Genomic DNA, 19,260 nt, shown 5'->3' with positions numbered 1-19,260 from the left:
AACTTAGGACCTTGGGTTTTTTGCACTGAAATAAAGTTTTCGATGTCCATAGTATCCATGACCTGACCACCAAAGCGCTCAGAAACGATACCTGTACGGATGCCTTTACGTGCAGCATAGACCGCAGAAGTTGCGCCAGCAGGTCCACCACCAATCACCAATACATCAAAAGCATCTTTGGCATTGAGTTTTTCTGCATCTTTAGCCGCTGAGCCTGTATCCAGTTTGGCAACAATTTCTTCCAGCGTCATACGACCCTGACCGATATGTTCACCATTTTGAAATACCATTGGTACAGCAAGGATTTTGCGTTCTTCAACTTCATCTTGGAAGAATGCGCCATCAATCATGGTTGCAGTGGTATTTGGATTATTAATCGCAATCAAGTTCAATGCCTGAACCACATCTGGACAGTTGTGACAGCTTAAAGAGACAAATACATCAAAGTTTGCAGTCAAATTTAAACTTTTAATTTGTGCTAAAACTTCATCAGAAACTTTTGGTGCATAACCAGACACTTGTAAAAGTGCAAGAATCAATGAAGTGAACTCATGCCCCATAGGTAAGCCAGCGAAGAAGACACGCGGTTGTTCACCAACTTTTGCGATTCCAAAGCTTGGTTTACGGTCATTTTGACCATCAAAACGAGCTGTTACTTGATCTGAAAGAGCAGCGACTTCAGTCACAAGTTCTTTGATTTTGTCAGATTTATCAGAATCATTTAAAGAAGCGACAATTTCAATCGGGTTTTCAAGGCGTTCTAAAAGTGTTTTTAATTGAGCAGAAGTATTTGTATCTAACATGCTAACAATCTCCAAGGGAGTAAATTTATTCATTGAGCTTATAGTAAGATAATTTTAAACATAGGTAAAACAGTTTGTTTTTATTTTAATGATCGTTTTTTTAGATACAAATTTAAATCAGGCATAATGATGAACTAATAATAAATTTCAACCATTATATGTTTGATCATGAATTTAATTTTTCTCGTTTACTCAATGAACCTGACCACTTTCTTAACGCCCCCAAACATCTAAAAGACAATAAAGCCTTTATTGAACAATGCGCACAAGAAAGTACAGGTGACTTTTTTGTCTATGTTGATGAAAAATTTAAACAAGATGAAAATTTTGTTTTTAATTGTGCTTCTCTTTATGCCACGCCTCAATATTTAAAAGCATATAAAGGTTATACCTTTTGCCATAGTTTATTAGGCAAAACGAGCTTTTTTAGCATTCCTAGAAAATTTAGATACTTAGATCATGACATTGCTCTTGCAATTGCTTACTCGGGACATAATCTTGACTTTTTTTCACCACAATTTGCATTTAACAATACAAGTGCATATTTTTTTAATACTTATTATTCATATAATTATGAACATCTTAATCCAAAACAACAGGCTAACCCGTATGTAGCTTTTGCAACAATGTTAGGTACATTTCCTTTAGATTTTAGTGAGCAAACACAATTATTCAATAATGAAATATTTTGTCAGCTTTATGTTTTATTCAATGCTAAAAATTTTACAAAGATACCGCAAAAATTTCAGAAATCTCCCAAATTTATCAAAAAAGTTTTAGCCAAAAATTCAGATATTTTTCAATTTTTACCGAATAAATTTCGCTGTAAAAATAAATATATTCGTCTAGCTTTCAATGCAAAAATTGAAATGCCAGCAAAGCATATTGGTGCAAATCGTAGGATGATCTTTCTTGAAAAGTTACAAGAAAAAGGGGATTTTATTTTCTATGCGCCACAAAAATTTCATACGACTAAAAACTTATATAAAGCTGCAAAATTAGGCATTAGTTCTATAAGCAACTATCAAGGAAAAATGAACGATGAAATTGCAAGAAAATTAGTTGAAATTAATCCTAAGTATTTCTATTTTTTAGATCAAAAATTTCAGTGTAATGATCTTATTATCCGAACTGCACTTTATAAGTGCCCTTCTATTCTTAGCACTCTTCATCCTGAACTCCAGCATTATCCCAAATATTTAAAAATTGCCTTACAGAATAAAGGTGCTCTTTTCACTCAAATTCCCACACAATTTAAAACAAGAACATTGCTTGAAATAGCCTTAAAAAGTGATGGTAATGTCTATCTCGACTTAGAAAAACAATATAAACAGGATAAAAAGTTGGCTTTCATTGCGGTCAAACAGTGTCCTGATATGTTTAGTGCTCTACCAAATCAGTTTCAGAATAATAAAGAAATCATTTGGGCAGCTTTAAAAGGAAATCCAAATATTTATAAAAACTTAGCTTTAAAATATCAAAAAAACTTAGAAATATGTGAATATATCTACACTCAATTACCTCGAATAATTGAATTTATGCCAAAAAAATGCCTCACTAACCAAGCTAAAATTTTTCAAGCTATTCAAAAAGATCCCGATATTTGGCAATATTTGCCTAAAAAAATACAACAAGACCATGAGATTAAAAACTACTGTCTGAATCACTCCGCAAAATCTGTTGTAGAACAGCTTACGATTGATTTAAGTTATGCAAACTTAGAATGGGTCTTGTATAAAATGCAACATTTAGAAATTTATCCTGATTTACCTTTGTTTTTACGTGAAGATGCTCGCATTTCTCTACTCGCCATACAACAAGATTTCGACAATATCTATCATTTACCCGTTGCACTGATGAAAAATGAATCTTTTATGGAGAAAATTTACCAACTCTTTAGAAAAAAATGTAAACAAGAATGGAGATATTTTAAGTTGAGTTGTGACTTTCTCACTCAGCAATAATCTTGCCATTTCTTCATATTAAATTTACGATATAAATATTCTATATTTTTTTTCATTATTACTAAAAACTTCAAACATATATTACTCTTTTTAAAAAGATAGCTTTTAGAACACTTATGAACTTTTATCATATAATTTTCATAATATCTTACATTAAAGAATAAGGACAAAAAGTAATCTAATCCTCTACTCTATTCAACTAAAGTTTTTGTTTTATTTGTTTTTTTAGACAATTGATTATTTTATAAGGATTTTTCCTAAGAACTTTGTTTATCGTGAGTGACTATGTATAAGTTAAATTTATTGGTATGATAAATAAAAATTTAGTGAATATTATGTAATTTATGTTTTATGCTGAGGTCATTAAAGCTTAAATTTACATCGTAAATTGCTAGAACCAATTGCAAATTTAAAATTTTTTGTTTGTCATATCAAAACCTTAGAGAAGACGAAAATTTGTTTTAAGCTGTATTGGGTACTTGAAAATTTTAATTTAAAAGTGTAGTGATTTAAATACATTTTATTACTCAGGATTTTAACATGAACAAATTGTTTGGCGTTTTACTCAGTGCATCTGTCCTTTCTCTAGCAGCATGTGGTAAACAAGAGGCACCAAAAACAGAAGCAGCTCCAAGCGACTCAGGGAAAGAACAAACTGTTGTTATGGCATCCACAGGTTCAGATGCTGATATTTGGCGTTATATCGCAACATTGCCTGAAACTAAACAAGCAGGAATCAAACTTGAGGTTAAAAATTTCACTGATTATGTATCAATGAATACAGCCGTTGCCAATAAAGAAATTGATATCAATGCCTTTCAATCTTATGCTTATTTAGTTGCATTTAATGAGTCTAATAAAGATAAAATTGCACCAATTTCAACTACATATTTAGAACCTATGGGCATCTACTCAAGTAAAGTAAAAAAAGTTGAAGACTTTGCTCAAGGTGCAACTATTGCAATTCCAAATGATGGGGCTAATGAATCTCGTGCCTTATTATTATTACAATCAGCAGGTTTAGTTAAATTAAAATCAGGCTTTGACAGTGTTAAAGGTACACCTGCTGATATTGTTGAAAATAGTAAAAAAATTGTTATTAAGCCGATCCAAATGGCAACTGCAGTGCGTGCTAAAGACGAAGTTGATGCAATTGTTTTAGGCAATACTTTAGCAATGGAAGGTGGATTGAATGTATTAAAAGATTCAATTTATTATGAACCGATTGATCAAAGCACAAAAATGAACGTGAATATTCTTGCTGTAGCAGAATCACGTAAAGATGATCCTCTCTTGAAAAAAGTAGGTGAACTTTACCATGTTGCTGCAGTAGGAAAATATGTCCAAGAGCATTTTGGTGGTACTAAAATTGATGTAAATAAACCTGTAACTTATCTTACAGAAAACAAATAACCCCTATTCTGCTTTCCATAAAACAGGCAAAATGATTTTGCCTGTTTTTCATTTTTTGTATAGTTTTTGACAACATGATTGAATTTAAAAATATTTCTAAACACTATGTACTTAAAGGTCAAACTGTACGTGCATTAGATGATATCAATTTACAAATCCCTAATGGCAGTATTTTTGGCATTATTGGTTATAGTGGTGCAGGAAAAAGTACCTTAATTCGTATGATTAACCTTTTGGAGCGCCCAACGCAAGGTCAAGTCATTATCAATCAAAAAGACTATACAGCCCTAGATGCACGTGCTTTGCGTCAAGAACGTGCAAATATTGGTATGATTTTCCAGCATTTTAATTTACTTGAAACCAAAACGGTTGCTGCCAATATTGAAATGCCTATGAAACTTTTAGGTTTTTCTAAAAATGAACGTGAAAAACGTCTCAATGAATTACTCGATTTTATTGATTTAAAACATAAACGTGATGCTTTTCCTGATGAACTTTCAGGTGGGCAAAAACAGCGTGTCGGTATTGCTCGTGCGCTTGCCAATCATCCAAAAATTTTACTTTGTGATGAGGCAACTTCAGCTTTAGACCCACAAACAACCAAATCTGTTTTATCTTTATTGAAAAAAATTAATAAAGAACAAGGTATTACCATAGTTATGGTGACACATGAAATGGATGTTATCGAGTCTATTTGTGATTATGTCGCCGTCATGGAGTATGGTAAAGTTATTGAAACTGGCTCAACAATTGATATTTTTAGCCGTCCCAAACAGCCAACCACTCGCAATTTTATTCAAACTGTTTTACAGCAACAATTACCTGTCAATATTTTGAATAATCTTGAAAATAAAAATCATAACAGTATTTATAATCTGCAATTTTTGGGCACTTCTGCACAAGAAACCGTGATTCAAAAACTAATTCAACAATTTGATATTAGTCTTAATATTTTATTTGCCAATATGACTGAAATTAATGGATCAGTTATTGGGCAAATGTTTGTACAGTTATTGGGTGACCCAATTGTCATTCAACAAGCTGTTCAATTCCTTGCTTTACAAGGTGTTAAAGTATCTCAAGCAGGAGTAGCAGAATGAGAGATTTCATTGTTCAATGGTTAACTGAAATCACTGCTCCCTATTGGCAGAGCTCATTATCTATAGACCAGTTTGTTACAGCAATGCAAGAAACTATGCATATGGTCTTTTTTGCCATGCTATTTGGAGGTATTTGGGGCTTCATTCAAGCGATCATTTTATTGTTAACACGTCCTAATGGAATTTTACCCAATAAAGTGATTTATCATGTGCTTAATCCAATAGTTAATGCTTTGCGCTCCCTGCCTTTTATTATTTTATTAATTGCTGTTATTCCTCTGACCAAAATGATCGTCGGCACATCGATCGGTACTTGGGCAGCAATCGTTCCACTGACTATTTATGTTGGTCCTTATATTGGTCGTTTAATTGAAACTTCACTTTTAGAAGTTAATGAAGGAATTGTTGAATCTGCTCAAGCAATGGGCGCTTCTCCTTGGCAAATTATTTTTAAATTTATTATTCCTGAAGCACGAAGTTCTTTAATTTTAAATTTAACAACAGCAACCATTAGTTTAATTGGTGCAACAGCAATGGCAGGTGCCGTGGGTGCAGGTGGTATTGGCGATTTGGCAATTTCTTATGGTTATCAACGTTTTGATACTAGCGTGGTTATTTTAACTGTGATTGTATTATTAATTTTAGTACAACTCGTACAAAGTTTGGGAGATTGGCTTTCTAAACTGAGATAATCACTTATTTTTTAAATTTCCTTTTAAACCAGTACTTTAAGTACTGGTTTTTTTATAAATACTGTATTATTAAAATAAAATCTGTATCTTACTCATATATTATGTTAGTTTTAAACGACCAATTTTTTACATTAATTCTTTAATATTAATAAGCTTAAGCTATTTAAATTTTCATGAATAACCAAGTTTCCATACAAAAATCGAATACCCAGTTGAGCATTAATATTTATATGAATGGTAGTCGCTTTAAATCTTCCATTTTATTTATACGCTTATTTATGATTTTTTGGTTTTTTATCAGTGTTGCTATTGCTTCTACACAATTACAACCTCATCATTTTAATGAGCAAATTCCACTCATATTATGGTTATTAGTTTCAACATTAATGATTGGACTCAACTTTTATTTTATTGCTTGGCTCACAAATACACATGAAGAACTCATTTTTAATTCAGATTATTTAGTTTTTAAAAAATATTTACCATTTAATCAAATCTCAGAATATAAAATTAACTTAATAGACTTTAAAAAATTACATTATCAAGCTTGGGAAAATCCTTGGCGTGGCGTAAATCTGCCAAGCCCAAGTAAAGGTAATATTCACTTTAGAGCCAAATATAACCTAAAACATTCCTTTGGTATTAATCTCTCTGAAGATGAGGCTAATTCTATTATTTTAAATATTAATCAATGGTTTGAATCTCATCATTTGCATTTAGAAAGAGCTTAGTCAATGAATTTCATGTATCAAACATATAATGATATTGATATAAAACAAAATGCGACTACAGTTTGTATTCACTTAAAAATCACAAAAAGCGTTTTTAAACATTTAATGATTCCATTTGTTATTACATGTCTAGTATTTTTATTTATAGGAATAAGTTCATTATTTACCTCCTTAGTTAAGGATACAGATAGTATTTTCATTTTATTAATATGGAATAGTTTTGCTTGTGTTCTAACGTATAAAACACTGACTGAATGCTTATGGTTATTATATGGCAAAGAAAAAGTGAGTTTAGATTTAACACATATGACTTTAGAAAAAACTTACCCGCTAAGATTTTTTCAAAAAAATTATACGAAAAAGCAAATGATTGATATAAGTGAAATTATAAATATCCAATATGATTTTTGGGTACAACCTACAGCTAACTTAAACTTACCCAAACTCGAAGACGGGCAAATATTAATTGAAACTAAACAGCAAAAAATTTATTTCGGCATTAATTTAACTGATGCTGAAGTCAAAAAAATCCTTATTGTCATCAAAAATCATATACAGCAAAACACATTATATACGCTCACAAAATAATTAAATTTTGATCTTATTTTTATAGAAAAGCGTTATAATATTTGGGTCAATTTTCTCTCCCATCGCCCCATTTTTCATGGGTTGAAGCAGAAGCTCTGTCATGTCAAAAAATCTTGCGACGCTGATTGGTTTTAGCGCTATTTTACTGTGGTCAACTCTCGTTGGCTTATTAAAAAATCTCAGTAGTTTGCTTGGTGCAGATTATGCTGTGACCTTAATGTATAGCTTTAGCACACTGATTTTATTAGCTATTTTTAAGATTCCCAAACTCAGTGAAATTCCTAAAAAATATTTAATTGGCGCATCTTTATTATTTTTAGTCTATGAACTTTGCTTTTCTTATGCAATTGCACTTGCTAAAACTGCACAACAAGCCATTGAAATTAGCTTGGTTAATTATTTATGGCCAAGTTTGACTGTGGTCATGTTAATTTTATTTAAAGAGTTAAAATTCAGCATATTTGTTGTACTTGGCTTAGTCATTAGCATGAGCGGTATTGTCCTGATTCAAACAGGCAATGGTGCTTTAACATGGACAGAAATTTCCGCACATTTTATGTCTAACCCTATAAGTTATATTTTGGCATTTATGGGTGCACTGCTATGGGCAATCTATTGTGTAGTGACTAAAAAATATAGCCAAGGTCACAACCCTATCGCACTTTATTTCTTAATGATTTCAATTGTATTATGGGCAAAATTATTATTTAAATATTCACTCGAAGAATTACCTCCATTAAATATGGACGTTGTACCTTATTTAGCAGGTGTTTCTTTGGCGACAGCCTTAGGTTATGCCGCTTGGAATATTGGAATTATTAAGGGCAATATCACAATATTAGTAACACTTTCATATTTTAGCCCTATATTTTCTACCGTATTTTCTATGATTATTTTAAAAACGACATTATCTTTAGAATTTTGGCATGGCGTCATTTTTGTAACTTTAGGTTCATTCATTTGTTGGATTTCAACCAGTTGGGAACACATTAAACCACGTATCCGTAAACTCAAAATTCTATTTTAAATGGGTCAGTCTAGAATAACGATTTCATCTTTTAGCTGTTATAATTTTTTTTAAGCACATTGTATCTATAAATATCTCATCATTTTTCTCATAATTAATTAAAAGAAATTGAAGTGAGATCAATATCATGAACCAAGATCAAGACGCTAAAAATGCACCAAAATATGCGGACAGTTCGATTTCAGATAAGGCTTTTAAGCGTATGCTGCTTTGGTTTTTTCTTTACTGTTCTGTATTCATTATTGGCGTTATTTTAGCTGTCAATGCCGACTCAATCTCCTAATATTGTTGATCAATATTTAAAACAAATCTTGGCTCAGCCTAAGATTTGAAATAGTTAAAGGGTATTTTCAAATACTGTATTCCATTCGCTTCTGGCTCAGGAAAATGCCCTGCAACCATATTAATTTGAATCGCAGGTAAAATAAGTTTTGGCATGCCTAATGTTGCATCACGTTGTTCACGCATCTGTACAAACTGATCTTTTTCAACACCTTGATGCACATGAATATTCTTTAATTTTTGCTCTTTAACTGTACTTTTATATTGATATGTTGTACGTGTTTTTGGCAAATAATCGTGACATAAAAATATTTGATAATCATCAGGTAATTCAAATATTTTTTGAATTGAATCATATAATTGAGATGCACTACCTTTCGGAAAGTCACAGCGTGCAGTACCATAATCATGCATAAATAGCGTATCGCCCACAAAAACACAGTCTTGTATGACATAACTTAGACATGCTGGTGTATGTCCCGGTGTCGCAATACTATAAGCCTCGATTTGACCAATTTTAAATCTTTCCCCTGCTTCAAATAAATAATCAAAGGCAAGATGAAAAGATTTTTGTTGTGGATCTAAATGATAAATTTCAGCAAATGTTTGTTGTACTTCACTAATTTTTTTACTCATTGCAACCTGACCACCCAGTTTTTGTTTTAAATACTGAGAAGCTGTTAAATGGTCTGCATGAACATGTGTTTCTAAAATCCATTGCACAGTAAATTGATGATTTTTAATATATTCAATCATTAAATCTGCCTGTGTGGTTTGAGTCGTTGCAGATGCCGCATCATAATTCAGAACACTGTCAATAATTGCACATTGTAAAGAGTGAGGATCTGCAACTACATAACTGAAAGTATTGGTTTTTTCATCAAAAAAATCTTGCACTATTAATTTTGACATATTATTTTGCTCCTAAGAATTTTCGATGTAACCACACACCTAATAACATCGCAACGATAAAGTAGATCGCTTGATAATAACCCAGCCCAATTAAAGTAAAAGCAGGTGCTGGACATATCCCTGCAATGCCCCAACCCATACCAAAAATTAAAGCACCTATACATAAACGTGGATCAATTTTATTTGATGTTGGTAATTCTATTTTCTCATTAAATAATGTCACAGGACGACGAATTGCCTTTTGAAATGGAATAAATGCAACAAAAATTGCGCCTAACATTACAAACATTAAACTGGCATTCCATTCTCCAAAAATATCAAGAAAACTAAGAACATTTTCAGGGTTTGCCATACCAGAGAACATCAAACCAATAGAAAATAAGCCACCAAAAATAAAAGCAAAGACATTTTTCATCATTAATTCCCCAGTAAATGACGCATGATATAAACCGTCACAAAACCTGAAAACATAAATAAACTTGTTGCTACGATAGAACGCTTAGACAAACGGCTCATTCCACAAATTCCATGCCCACTGGTACAACCAGAACCTAAGCGTGTACCAAATCCAACCAAAATTCCTGCAATAATCATGGTGATGGGTGAAGCCGAGATTTCAATTTTAGGTGTAATAAATAGACCATAAATAAATGGAGTGACAAATAAGCCCAATAAAAACCAAGTTGCAGGTCGCTGAAAAAGTCCTGTTCCATTAAAAAGTTGCCCAATCAGACCACTGATCCCCGCAATTCTGCCATTGATATAGAGATATCCAACAACTGCAACACCCAATAGCGTTCCACCAAGAAACGCGCTTACATATTCATGCATGATTGATTACTCAAAATTGGTCACTTAATACATTATACTTTTTTATAATATATTATTTTATATAATATTAAAACTATTTTTTAATCAAACCATTATTGTGAGATTTAGAGTATCACTGTTAATTTTCAAAAATATTGAAAATTACAAAATCTATCACAAGATTTTTAAATTTAACTTTTAACAATAAAAATCAATAAATTAAATCTAAATTCAAACCAAATAAAAGTAATATTACTTTAGTTTTTGCATTTAAAATTAATACAGAGAATTTTCTCTGTTATATTTTTTTTCATCAAATTTGTATCTTTCCTTTTATTTTATTTCATTCACAATGAACATAATCTGTTAAAAGGTCAATGATATGAATTTTTTAAGAAAGAACAATAAAGCAAGTTTTGTATTTTTTATCATCACTGCTTATTCATTCTTAGGATTTGGCTTAGGCTATATTATTTGGGAATATCTTCTGTCAAAATAATATATGCAACCGACTTTTCTCACATGCCATTTGGTCAATATAACAAGTCATACACGGATTCTGCTCTAAATGGAATAGCTCATCGTTTGGGTTAAATTGACGATTTTCATATTTTAAAATCAAATGGCGAAGGAGATTAAACGTTGGTCATGTTATTAACATTTTATAATATTCACTTGATTTATCATTCTAATTAAAACTTTTATTTTGATCCCCTCTTTCTCTAATTCAGCAAAAACCCCTCTCAATTTTTATTAAAAAAATTAAAGCTCTTGTATTTTTAAAATATCCCATCTATATTTTAGAGTAATTACTCTAATTAATTTTTGGTGAGTTATGCTAGGTGATCGAGAGTGGATGAACCTTACTCAAGGTAAATTGAGCTTTTTAGAAAAATTACAGCTCATTCAAAAAGTAATGCTCCCTGCCAGTTTAAATTTTATTCATGCAAAAATGGGAACTTATGCACAAGATTCAGACTTAGTACTAAAAAATATTCAAATTCCAGATACAGCTCTGATCAAAGATGCTTTATTTGAATTAGAAACAACCGAGTCTAAAATAATTTTCCAACATTCTTGGCGTTGTTATTTTTGGGGAGTTGCCATTGCAAAATATAAAAAATGGCAATTTGATGAAGAAGTTTTTCTTGTTTCAAGCTTAATGCATGATGTTGGTTTAGCAAAATCACAAGCCGAATTCTCTTATTGTCAATGCTTTACCTTTGAAAGTGCCTTACGTGCCGAACAATTATGTCAGCAACATGATTTTCCTCAAGACAAAACTCAGAGAATAGCTGATGCAATTTGTCTGCATATGAATGGGCATTTAAATGAAAATGATCATAATATTTCCAAAGAAATTTTATTATTACAACAAGCTACAGCTTATGATGTTGTAGGTACTCAGCAAAATTTGATTTCTGAAAAATTTTATCTTGATGTGTTAAATCATTATCCTAAAGATAATTTTAAAGTCAGTTTTAAAGAGTTAATTCAACAAGAAATTAAACGTCATCCATATGGAAGGACTGCTTTCCTAAGTCCTCTAGGTTTAAAGTTGATGATTCATTTGAATAATAAATAACAATGAGGACTTACCATGATTCAGCAAAATCTTTTACAACATTATATTCAATTTCCTCATAGTCATCCTATTTTAGTTGATGTTTACCAAATTTCTGAGCATAAAAATAGCATTATCATGCTGCCTGCTTTAGGTGTTCCCATTCAAAAATATGAAAAACTTATTCAGAGCTTGATACAACAAGGCTTTAATGTCATTGCTGCTGATTATCCTGGTTGTGGTCGAAATACTCCTCAAGTGTCCTCAGATTTTGATTTTGGTTATGCCGATTTATTGGCTTACTTTATTCCTCAGTTGGTAAAAATCGCAAAAGATTTATCTAAAAAACCCCCTGTTTTATTTGGGCATAGTTTAGGTGGTCATTTAGCAACTTTATTTGCTCAACACCATACTATTCATGTAATTGGTGTAGCAACTGGAAACATTGGTTTAAAATATTGGAATATGTCTGGAAAATTTAATATTTTAAAAGCTGCTACGATTTTCAATCTTATGATTTTAAAAGATGGTTATTTAGCAGGTGATAAAGTTGGTTTTGGCAAAAAAGAAGCGAAAACTTTAATGCGTGATTGGTCAAAAGTAATTTTTACAGGTCACTATCGTCATATTATCTCTGAGGAAAACTTGTCTCAGCAGCCCGCATTATTTATTCAATTTGTACAAGATAATTTTGCACCTATGCGCTCAACTTTAGCTTTGAGTCGTTATTTTAAGGATGCTCAAGTTAAGCAATTAGATCTCACCGCAAGCTTAAAAGGCAATCAACATTCAGTCTGGCTAAAACAACCAGAAAAAGTGGTTGAATTAGTTAAAGATTTTCTTCAAGTATAAATCTATGAAAGACTTAGAATCGGATGCTGTTTATGCATATTTATTGATGTAGATTAAAAGTGAATTTTATCACGATTTTCATCTACAATATTTAGCCATGCACGAGTTGCAGGACTCATTGCTACAGAGGTATTCCACGCCATACTTAATGTCCAGTGTAAATTTGGATTGCATAAAAATGCAACATTAAAATGTTCTGGATTTAGTTGATCACAATAAATTTTAGGTAATAATGCTAAACCCATATTGAGTTCGACCATTTTTGAAATAAAATCCCATTGACCACTTTTACAAACAACACGAGGTTCAAAACCTACAGTGTTTGCTGCATCTAAAATAACTTTATTTAACATAAATGTATCTGCATATAGCAGAAAGGATTCATCTTTTAATTCAATAAGATCGACACTTGTTCTATTTTTCCATACTGAATCTTTTGCAGATAATAAACACATCGCTGAATCAGCAACAGGAATTGCAGAAAAATTTGGTCGTAAATTACCCAATAAAATCCCGACATCTACCGTTTTCGCAGCAATCGCCTCTTCGACTCCATTCGCTCCAACCTCTAAAAATTTAAGCTCTATTTCTGGATATTTTTTATGAAATAACGCAATTAATGAACTGAGCAAAACAGACCCGAGAGGAGGTAAGCCTATGATTAATTTTCCTTTATTGAGACTTTGAACTTGTTGAATCGTGTCATAAATTTTTTGCTGTTCAGCTAAAATAGTCTGTGCATGTTGATAAATTAACTCACCAGTATAAGTCAATTGGACATCACGCTTACGACCTGCTTCGCCTTTTTTAAAAAGTGCTGTCGCTAAGTCAATTTCTAAACTTGCAATTGCTTTACTAATCGTGGGCTGTGTCAAAAACAAACGTTCTGCTGCGATAGAAAAACTTTTTGATTCAACCACTGTAACAAAAATTTTAAGATTCTTCAGATCCATAAATATTCCAAAATAGAATAATATATATTTAATTATTCATAATTTAACATAAAAATAAGCATTAAAATAATAACCTCATCCGAAACTAAGCTGTCCTCATGTCCAGTACCCCCCTATTCTCGTCACAAAGCTCTTTTTTTCTTAAAGTTATTTTTCAATTGGGTTTAATTTTCCTTTTTTTAGGGTTAGGAAAATATGTACAAGACATTTTGAATCTACCGATTTCAGCAGCAGTCACGGGTTTATTTATGTTACTGATTTGTTTAATAAGCGGTATTCTAAAATTAGAATGGATTAAAGTTGGTTCAGATTTTATTTTAGGTGAATTGGTTTTATTTTTTATTCCGTGTTTAGTTGGTTTAACTCAATATCAATCCTTATTTTTAGATCAGGGCTGGAAGTTATTTGTTGTTATATTTTTAGGTACAGCCTGTGTCATGGTGTTTACTGCATTTAGTGTATATTTAGGTTTTAAATTAGAAAAAACTATCAAGAAATTATTTAAAAATAAACCAAATTCTTATGTAAATTCACAGGAGAAAAACTAATGTCTTTTATCTCTATTTTTTGTCTCATCATGACATTATCTATATATGTTATTAGTAAAAAAATATATCGTAAATTTCCTTATTTTTTGCTCTCACCTGCTGTTTTAGTACCAGTAATATTGATTATATTTTTAGCCCTTACACATATTTCTTATGAAACTTATATGATAGATAACCATTGGATTGTTTGGTTATTAAGCCCTGCAACCGTTGCATTTGCAATTCCTATTTATGAATATCGGAAAATGATTAAACAACATATCATTTCTATTTCAATGGGAGTTTTTATAGGTATGTTTATGGGCATGCTGAGCGCATTTTATTTAGCACAGTTATTTCAATTTGACCAAACAACAACTTATAGTTTAATGGCACGTTCTATTTCAACTCCTTTTGCTATGGAATTAGTCAATCATATTGGTGGTTCTATTGAACTTGTAATTTTATTTACAATGATTACAGGGGTTATTGGTATGTTATTTGGTGATCTTATTTTAGCTGCTATTCGCTTAAAATCACATTTTGCTTTAGGTGCTTCATTAGGAAGTGCTGCTCATGGTTTTGGCACAAGTAAAGCCTATATGCGTCATCAAGAAGAAGGCATTATTGCCAGTTTAACAATGGTACTTTCTGGAGTTTTTATGGTGGTTTTAGGACCTAGCCTTGTACATTTTATTTTAATGCTAAATGCTTAAATTTTGAATGTTTAATATTTTAAAAACAAGCCAATCAATATTCTATTTTTGATTGGCTTATTAATAATCAACCTCTATATTAATTTGGTCTTTATAATCACCTGCAACTAAGTTAGCAATATTCACCATCCCCAAACGTGCAATAACAATATATTGATGCTGTCTATTTTTTTGCTGTTGTTTTGCAACTTGCCATTGTGAACCTGCATTTCCAGATAAATCATACTGAACGGAAATACTATTTTTTAATTTGGTATAACGCCCTGCTGTTTCATTTTTTAATACACTTTGACCACTATAATCAAGTAAATTTTGACTACTAAAGCGAATATTAAAATCTGTATCGCATTTTACTCTAATCTGTAATGTTGAAGTACTCCCTGTAGTAGGTTGAATACGAATCATACCTGCACCAGTATCTGAAAATGTACATGCTGCAAAAGCATCTGAATATATAAAAAGTAATATACAAGTTAGCGCTATTTTTAAAAAAAATTTTCTCATTTCAATATCTCCTACTTACAGATTAATGTTAGTGGTTGTATCGTATTTTCATTATTTTTTAAGTCTAAATATGCTTTACAGCTTTCATTCTCAGAAACTTTTATATCTAAAATATGCATATCATGTGTTAAACCATATAAAGTCACAATATAATCACTGCTAATTGGATAAATATCATCTTGATTTTGATCTACAATAATTTGACTGCCTTGTGGTAATAACTCTCCTTTTTCATTGACCAATTTAAAACTTACTTCACGAGTATGCACAACAGGGAAATCAACAATATAACCACGTTTATTCAATGGCATAATCGTTTTTCTTGCTGTTTCAACTTTATTTTCAATTTCAAGTTGATTTTCATTAAAAGATAAATGCTGATTGGTATATGGAATTAAATCATGAATAAAAATTTCACCATTTTTATTTGTTTTACCAATGAATAAATCATTGCGATAAACATCAATATTAGGACTCTCTGTAATTTTAACTAAAGAAAATCCATTATTCACTAATTTACTCAGACCAAAACTATTTCCAAGCCAAGCAACAGCACCCATCAAGTTTGCACTATAGCGTTGACTATCACCTGTTTGTAAATATTGTAAATCTAAATCCGCTGCTTTAGTTTTAATACGTGTTGAAATATTGCCTGTATTTTCTCCATGTACTCGACCTGCTCCAACGGCATAATCGACACCTACTGCATTTGAAGTATTTCTTATAATTGTTAAATTGCTTGAATCATTATCAGTTTGATTATAATACGCTGAATGTTTATCATTAAAACGATAGCTTAGAGATAAATCAACTCGATGATCTTTTTCACTTCCTGTTTCATAAGAAACACCTAAACTCATATTTAAGTTTTCAAATAAATTTCGGCTTGAGCGAATACTAAATATTTTTTTATCATCTCGTTCTGCAATAGGTCTATATTTTTGTTCGACATAGCTTAATGATAAATTTCCTAAAACTGGAATATTAGATTTAGAGATATAAACTAAATTTTCACGTTCAGGAAAATAATACCCTTGCCCATTCAAGTTATCTTCCATACCTAACATGTTAAAATCATCACTATAATATTGTGATTTTATTCCAACACTATATTTTTCTGTATCTCTTTTAAATTCTGTACTGACGGTATAACCCTCACCTTTTTTAGAGTCACTATAAGCAGAATTTAACTCAAATAATCCTAATTTATATAAATATTGACTCCATAATAAACCTACACTTTTAAGATCCTTACTGACATCTAATACTGAGCCCAAAGTGGTTTTTTCTGTGACTCCTCTTCTAAAATAAGCACTTCCAAACCATTCACGATAGTCATCACTGTCTTCACTAAAGTTATAACGTAATTTCCCTGCTGATAAACTATAATCATTCAGCCCTTTTTTCAATAAACGCTCATTTACAAAAATCGGAATATTTTGTACTGTTTTATTTCCCATAATATCTTCCACGATCATTTCCGCCTGACCTAGACCACGAAAGTTAATATGATTATTTAAATTAAATTCACCAGGATTTATTTTTGTATTATATGCTTTATTTCCATTAATAATTAAATCAACTGTAGAAGGTACTAAAGCACTCCCCTGAAAAGAAGGTGTGTTCCAATATACAAAATCTGGACGTGATGTATAATTCGTTCCCCATCTAAAACCACCAAAATAATAAGATTGTGTAATACCTGTAGGCGTACTGACATTATCACCCAATTGTAAAGTCGTAAATTTTTTAGGAAACTCAAAAGTTAGATTTGTATTTAAACGGGTATGGCTTTGAAAGTTTTGTTCATCTTGTAAATAGTTTTTTCTAAAAATATGGTTACTATTAAAAAAAGTATTTTTCCAAAATATACCGATATCTGTGGTTGCATTTGCTTGTTCTGAATAATCTCCAGATTGATAAAATACATTATAGTTTAAAAAGCCACCTAAACCGGGTAATGATGGTATTTGTAATGCAGAATTTTCAATATTTTGGCTTTGCATATAATGTGTAGGAATTTTAATTTTTAATAACTGTGCATCGATATCTTGTTCAATTTGAATATCATTTTCTGATAATAAACAATAAGCTATTTCAGATTTCATTATTTGTTGAAATTTATTTAAATCCATAAAGCTGTTTTTTAATATTGGGCACTCTATATATTTTTTATGATCAGAGATCATTAATACAGCGTCCTGCCTCTGATCCACACCATTAATCCAAAGCCCTAAGATGACATCATCTTGTTGATCTTGCTGCATTATTGGCAAAGGCAATACTTCTGCCTTAGCTTGCTCAGTGTGTAATAAAACTATTACTGCAAGGAAGACGAGTTTATATTTTCTTTTGCCCATAACATCTACTCCGCAATAGCAAAAATTACGGGATCTTTTTCAGTTTCTTTTTCCATTACAAATTTAACGGCTTGACCAGAAGTATGCGTATAACCTTTTAAAGGAATCGTCACTTGATGATTTGGCAATATATATTTCATCATATCGACTTCGGTGAGTTTCTTCCCTGTCGCATCTTGCAGACTAAATTTTGTAATTTGAAAATGAGCTGTTCCGTTATTTTTAGCAATTAAAGTTGTATTATTGTGCTGGTCTTTTCCAAAACGGAATGTCAGATCAGACTTAAAACCAGAACCTACAAATACGGGTACACTAAAATTCAGCGCAATATTCATCCCTGTTTTTTGTAAAGGTGATGGTATTTCTGTAAACTTAACGCGCCATGTTCCTTCTTGCTTCAAATTCATTGCATCAATAGGTTGTCTAAAGCCAAAACGAATGACTTTTTTACTGTCAGGCTTTAAAATCAATGCTTTAGGATTTACCACCAAATCTGTATCGGGTGTTAAAACGTCATTGCCTTCTTCATCTTGCGCCCAACGAAAAACACTCAGTTCATAAGTACGATCTGACTTTTCTCCCATTGTGGTTAAATTTGCGGTCGTACTGCGCTGTTGACGTTCACCTGTAATATAGAGTTGAACTGGGGAAATCGTTAAATCTGCATGTGCCATAGACTGCACAAAAAACAAACTTAATAACCATGCTTTTTTATATTTTAAAATGTGCATATTTAGGCATCCCCAAACTCAAATGAGTTTTATCAATTTAAAAATAGAGGCATAAAAGATAAATCTCTTATCTTTTATGCAAACTTAAAATGTACAACTTGATTAGTATTCAACATCTACTAAATAGGTATCGGTATAAACACCTGCACGTGTTGTTGGCGTAATTGGATCTGCTACAGCAAAACTAATCACATAATCATCTACAGAATATCCCGGTCGATTCAGTCTTGGACCAGCATGTAGTGGTAAAAGTACGCCATCTTGCAATGCTGTTGTACTGACACCCGTTTTCAACTGCTCACCTTGTGCATTGGAAATATATGAGTTCCAACCACCATTCCATTTCGCATTGTCTGTAAAAATGCTATATGGCGTATTACAAGTGACGCTATAACCTGCTGTTGTTGCTGAACCATCTTCTTTTAAAATGATTGCGGTTGCGACATTGGAAAAACTACACTGTTTTGCAATTTCAAGACTCATCGGAATAGATGAGGTTGTCGTTGCTGCAAATATTGGTGTAGAAAGAACACATGCCGATAATGCGAATATTATTTTCTTCATGATATGAGCCTCATTCAGTGAATAATTTAGTAATCGACACTAATATTTAATACATCGTTATAAATACCTGCTGGGGTAGTGGTCGTCACTGCCGCAACTAACGCTGCATTCACATTATATGTATCTACCGTTAAACCCGGTTGAGACAACGGTGTACCTACGTTTAC

22 protein-coding genes are annotated in these 19,260 nt (G+C 31.6%); 13 read left to right on the top strand and 9 right to left on the bottom strand.

What is annotated here, in order from left to right:
- Positions 1 to 803 (bottom strand): thioredoxin family protein (locus tag HX124_RS14600; protein ID WP_286383661.1); only part of this gene is annotated, 803 nt, incomplete at its 3' end.
- A gap of 626 nt (positions 804 to 1,429) precedes the next feature.
- Here HX124_RS14600 and HX124_RS14595 point away from each other — a divergent pair.
- From HX124_RS14595 to HX124_RS14560, 8 genes are all read left to right on the top strand, one after another.
- Complete coding sequence (locus HX124_RS14595; protein WP_286418714.1) at positions 1,430 to 2,767, top strand: DUF4116 domain-containing protein; 1,338 nt, start codon at positions 1,430 to 1,432, stop codon at positions 2,765 to 2,767.
- A gap of 540 nt (positions 2,768 to 3,307) precedes the next feature.
- Positions 3,308 to 4,180, top strand: coding sequence for a MetQ/NlpA family ABC transporter substrate-binding protein (locus HX124_RS14590; RefSeq protein WP_107008649.1), 873 nt, complete (start codon positions 3,308 to 3,310; stop codon positions 4,178 to 4,180).
- Positions 4,181 to 4,254: 74 nt separating this feature from the next.
- Positions 4,255 to 5,280, top strand: a complete 1,026-nt coding sequence (locus HX124_RS14585; RefSeq protein ID WP_107008648.1) for a methionine ABC transporter ATP-binding protein — start codon at positions 4,255 to 4,257, stop codon at positions 5,278 to 5,280.
- A complete protein-coding gene (locus HX124_RS14580) occupies positions 5,277 to 5,972 on the top strand; it encodes a methionine ABC transporter permease (RefSeq protein ID WP_286376912.1) in 696 nt (231 codons plus the stop codon). Before HX124_RS14585 ends, HX124_RS14580 begins: the two co-directional genes overlap by 4 nt.
- A 173-nt stretch (positions 5,973 to 6,145) precedes the next feature.
- Entirely contained in the window at positions 6,146 to 6,703 is a 558-nt protein-coding gene (locus HX124_RS14575) for a hypothetical protein (protein WP_286383659.1), read from the top strand.
- A gap of 12 nt (positions 6,704 to 6,715) precedes the next feature.
- Positions 6,716 to 7,291, top strand: coding sequence for a hypothetical protein (locus HX124_RS14570; RefSeq protein WP_286383658.1), 576 nt, complete (start codon positions 6,716 to 6,718; stop codon positions 7,289 to 7,291).
- A gap of 100 nt (positions 7,292 to 7,391) precedes the next feature.
- Entirely contained in the window at positions 7,392 to 8,318 is a 927-nt protein-coding gene (gene yddG / locus HX124_RS14565; protein WP_286383657.1) for an aromatic amino acid DMT transporter YddG, read from the top strand.
- Positions 8,319 to 8,445: 127 nt separating this feature from the next.
- Positions 8,446 to 8,601, top strand: a complete 156-nt coding sequence (locus HX124_RS14560; protein WP_171405126.1) for a hypothetical protein — start codon at positions 8,446 to 8,448, stop codon at positions 8,599 to 8,601.
- 38 nt (positions 8,602 to 8,639) lie between these two features.
- Here the strand turns inward: HX124_RS14560 and HX124_RS14555 are convergent, their stop codons facing one another.
- Genes HX124_RS14555 through HX124_RS14545 form a run of 3 tightly spaced genes read right to left on the bottom strand, consistent with a single transcriptional unit; the run spans position 8,640 to position 10,343 of the window.
- Positions 8,640 to 9,512 carry an MBL fold metallo-hydrolase gene (locus HX124_RS14555; protein ID WP_286383656.1) on the bottom strand — a complete coding sequence of 291 codons (873 nt, stop codon included), beginning with the start codon at positions 9,510 to 9,512 and terminating at the stop codon, positions 8,640 to 8,642.
- Position 9,513: 1 nt separating this feature from the next.
- Entirely contained in the window at positions 9,514 to 9,927 is a 414-nt protein-coding gene (locus tag HX124_RS14550) for a DUF6691 family protein (RefSeq protein ID WP_107008708.1), read from the bottom strand.
- Positions 9,928 to 9,929: 2 nt separating this feature from the next.
- Positions 9,930 to 10,343, bottom strand: a complete 414-nt coding sequence (locus HX124_RS14545) for a YeeE/YedE family protein (RefSeq protein WP_286376917.1) — start codon at positions 10,341 to 10,343, stop codon at positions 9,930 to 9,932.
- Positions 10,344 to 10,704: 361 nt separating this feature from the next.
- Here HX124_RS14545 and HX124_RS14540 point away from each other — a divergent pair, with 361 nt between their 5' ends.
- The 3 genes from HX124_RS14540 to HX124_RS14530 all read left to right on the top strand — a co-directional run bounded on the left by HX124_RS14540 (position 10,705) and on the right by HX124_RS14530 (position 12,738).
- Positions 10,705 to 10,821 (top strand): hypothetical protein, encoded by a 117-nt coding sequence (locus tag HX124_RS14540; RefSeq protein WP_107008641.1) that lies wholly within the window; start codon positions 10,705 to 10,707, stop codon positions 10,819 to 10,821.
- A 336-nt stretch (positions 10,822 to 11,157) separates the two neighbouring features.
- Entirely contained in the window at positions 11,158 to 11,907 is a 750-nt protein-coding gene (locus tag HX124_RS14535; protein ID WP_286383655.1) for an HD domain-containing protein, read from the top strand.
- 15 nt (positions 11,908 to 11,922) lie between these two features.
- Positions 11,923 to 12,738, top strand: a complete 816-nt coding sequence (locus tag HX124_RS14530; protein ID WP_286383654.1) for an alpha/beta fold hydrolase — start codon at positions 11,923 to 11,925, stop codon at positions 12,736 to 12,738.
- Positions 12,739 to 12,791: 53 nt separating this feature from the next.
- Here the strand turns inward: HX124_RS14530 and HX124_RS14525 are convergent, their stop codons facing one another.
- Complete coding sequence (locus HX124_RS14525; protein ID WP_286383653.1) at positions 12,792 to 13,691, bottom strand: LysR family transcriptional regulator; 900 nt, start codon at positions 13,689 to 13,691, stop codon at positions 12,792 to 12,794.
- Between the two features lie 98 nt (positions 13,692 to 13,789).
- On the opposite strand from HX124_RS14525, the gene HX124_RS14520 reads away from it, so the two are divergent.
- Positions 13,790 to 14,239, top strand: coding sequence for a CidA/LrgA family protein (locus HX124_RS14520; protein WP_286383651.1), 450 nt, complete (start codon positions 13,790 to 13,792; stop codon positions 14,237 to 14,239).
- Positions 14,239 to 14,934 carry an LrgB family protein gene (locus HX124_RS14515; RefSeq protein WP_286383650.1) on the top strand — a complete coding sequence of 232 codons (696 nt, stop codon included), beginning with the start codon at positions 14,239 to 14,241 and terminating at the stop codon, positions 14,932 to 14,934. The genes HX124_RS14520 and HX124_RS14515 overlap by 1 nt, the downstream gene beginning before the upstream one ends.
- Positions 14,935 to 14,994: 60 nt before the next feature.
- On the opposite strand, the gene HX124_RS14510 is transcribed toward HX124_RS14515, so the two are convergent.
- From HX124_RS14510 to HX124_RS14495, 4 genes are all read right to left on the bottom strand, one after another.
- Positions 14,995 to 15,438, bottom strand: coding sequence for a hypothetical protein (locus HX124_RS14510; protein WP_286383649.1), 444 nt, complete (start codon positions 15,436 to 15,438; stop codon positions 14,995 to 14,997).
- Between the two features lie 11 nt (positions 15,439 to 15,449).
- Entirely contained in the window at positions 15,450 to 17,798 is a 2,349-nt protein-coding gene (locus tag HX124_RS14505; RefSeq protein WP_286383648.1) for a fimbria/pilus outer membrane usher protein, read from the bottom strand.
- Positions 17,799 to 17,803: 5 nt separating this feature from the next.
- A complete protein-coding gene (locus HX124_RS14500; RefSeq protein WP_286383647.1) occupies positions 17,804 to 18,529 on the bottom strand; it encodes a fimbrial biogenesis chaperone in 726 nt (241 codons plus the stop codon).
- A 102-nt stretch (positions 18,530 to 18,631) separates the two neighbouring features.
- Positions 18,632 to 19,093 (bottom strand): hypothetical protein, encoded by a 462-nt coding sequence (locus tag HX124_RS14495; protein WP_286383646.1) that lies wholly within the window; start codon positions 19,091 to 19,093, stop codon positions 18,632 to 18,634.
- Positions 19,094 to 19,260 lie beyond the last annotated feature (167 nt).

Source organism: Acinetobacter sp. 226-1, assembly GCF_030329325.1.
GTDB classification, from domain to species: domain Bacteria; phylum Pseudomonadota; class Gammaproteobacteria; order Pseudomonadales; family Moraxellaceae; genus Acinetobacter; species Acinetobacter sichuanensis.
The sequence above is the reverse complement of the archived record's forward strand: the minus strand, read 5'-3'. Positions and strand labels throughout refer to the sequence as shown.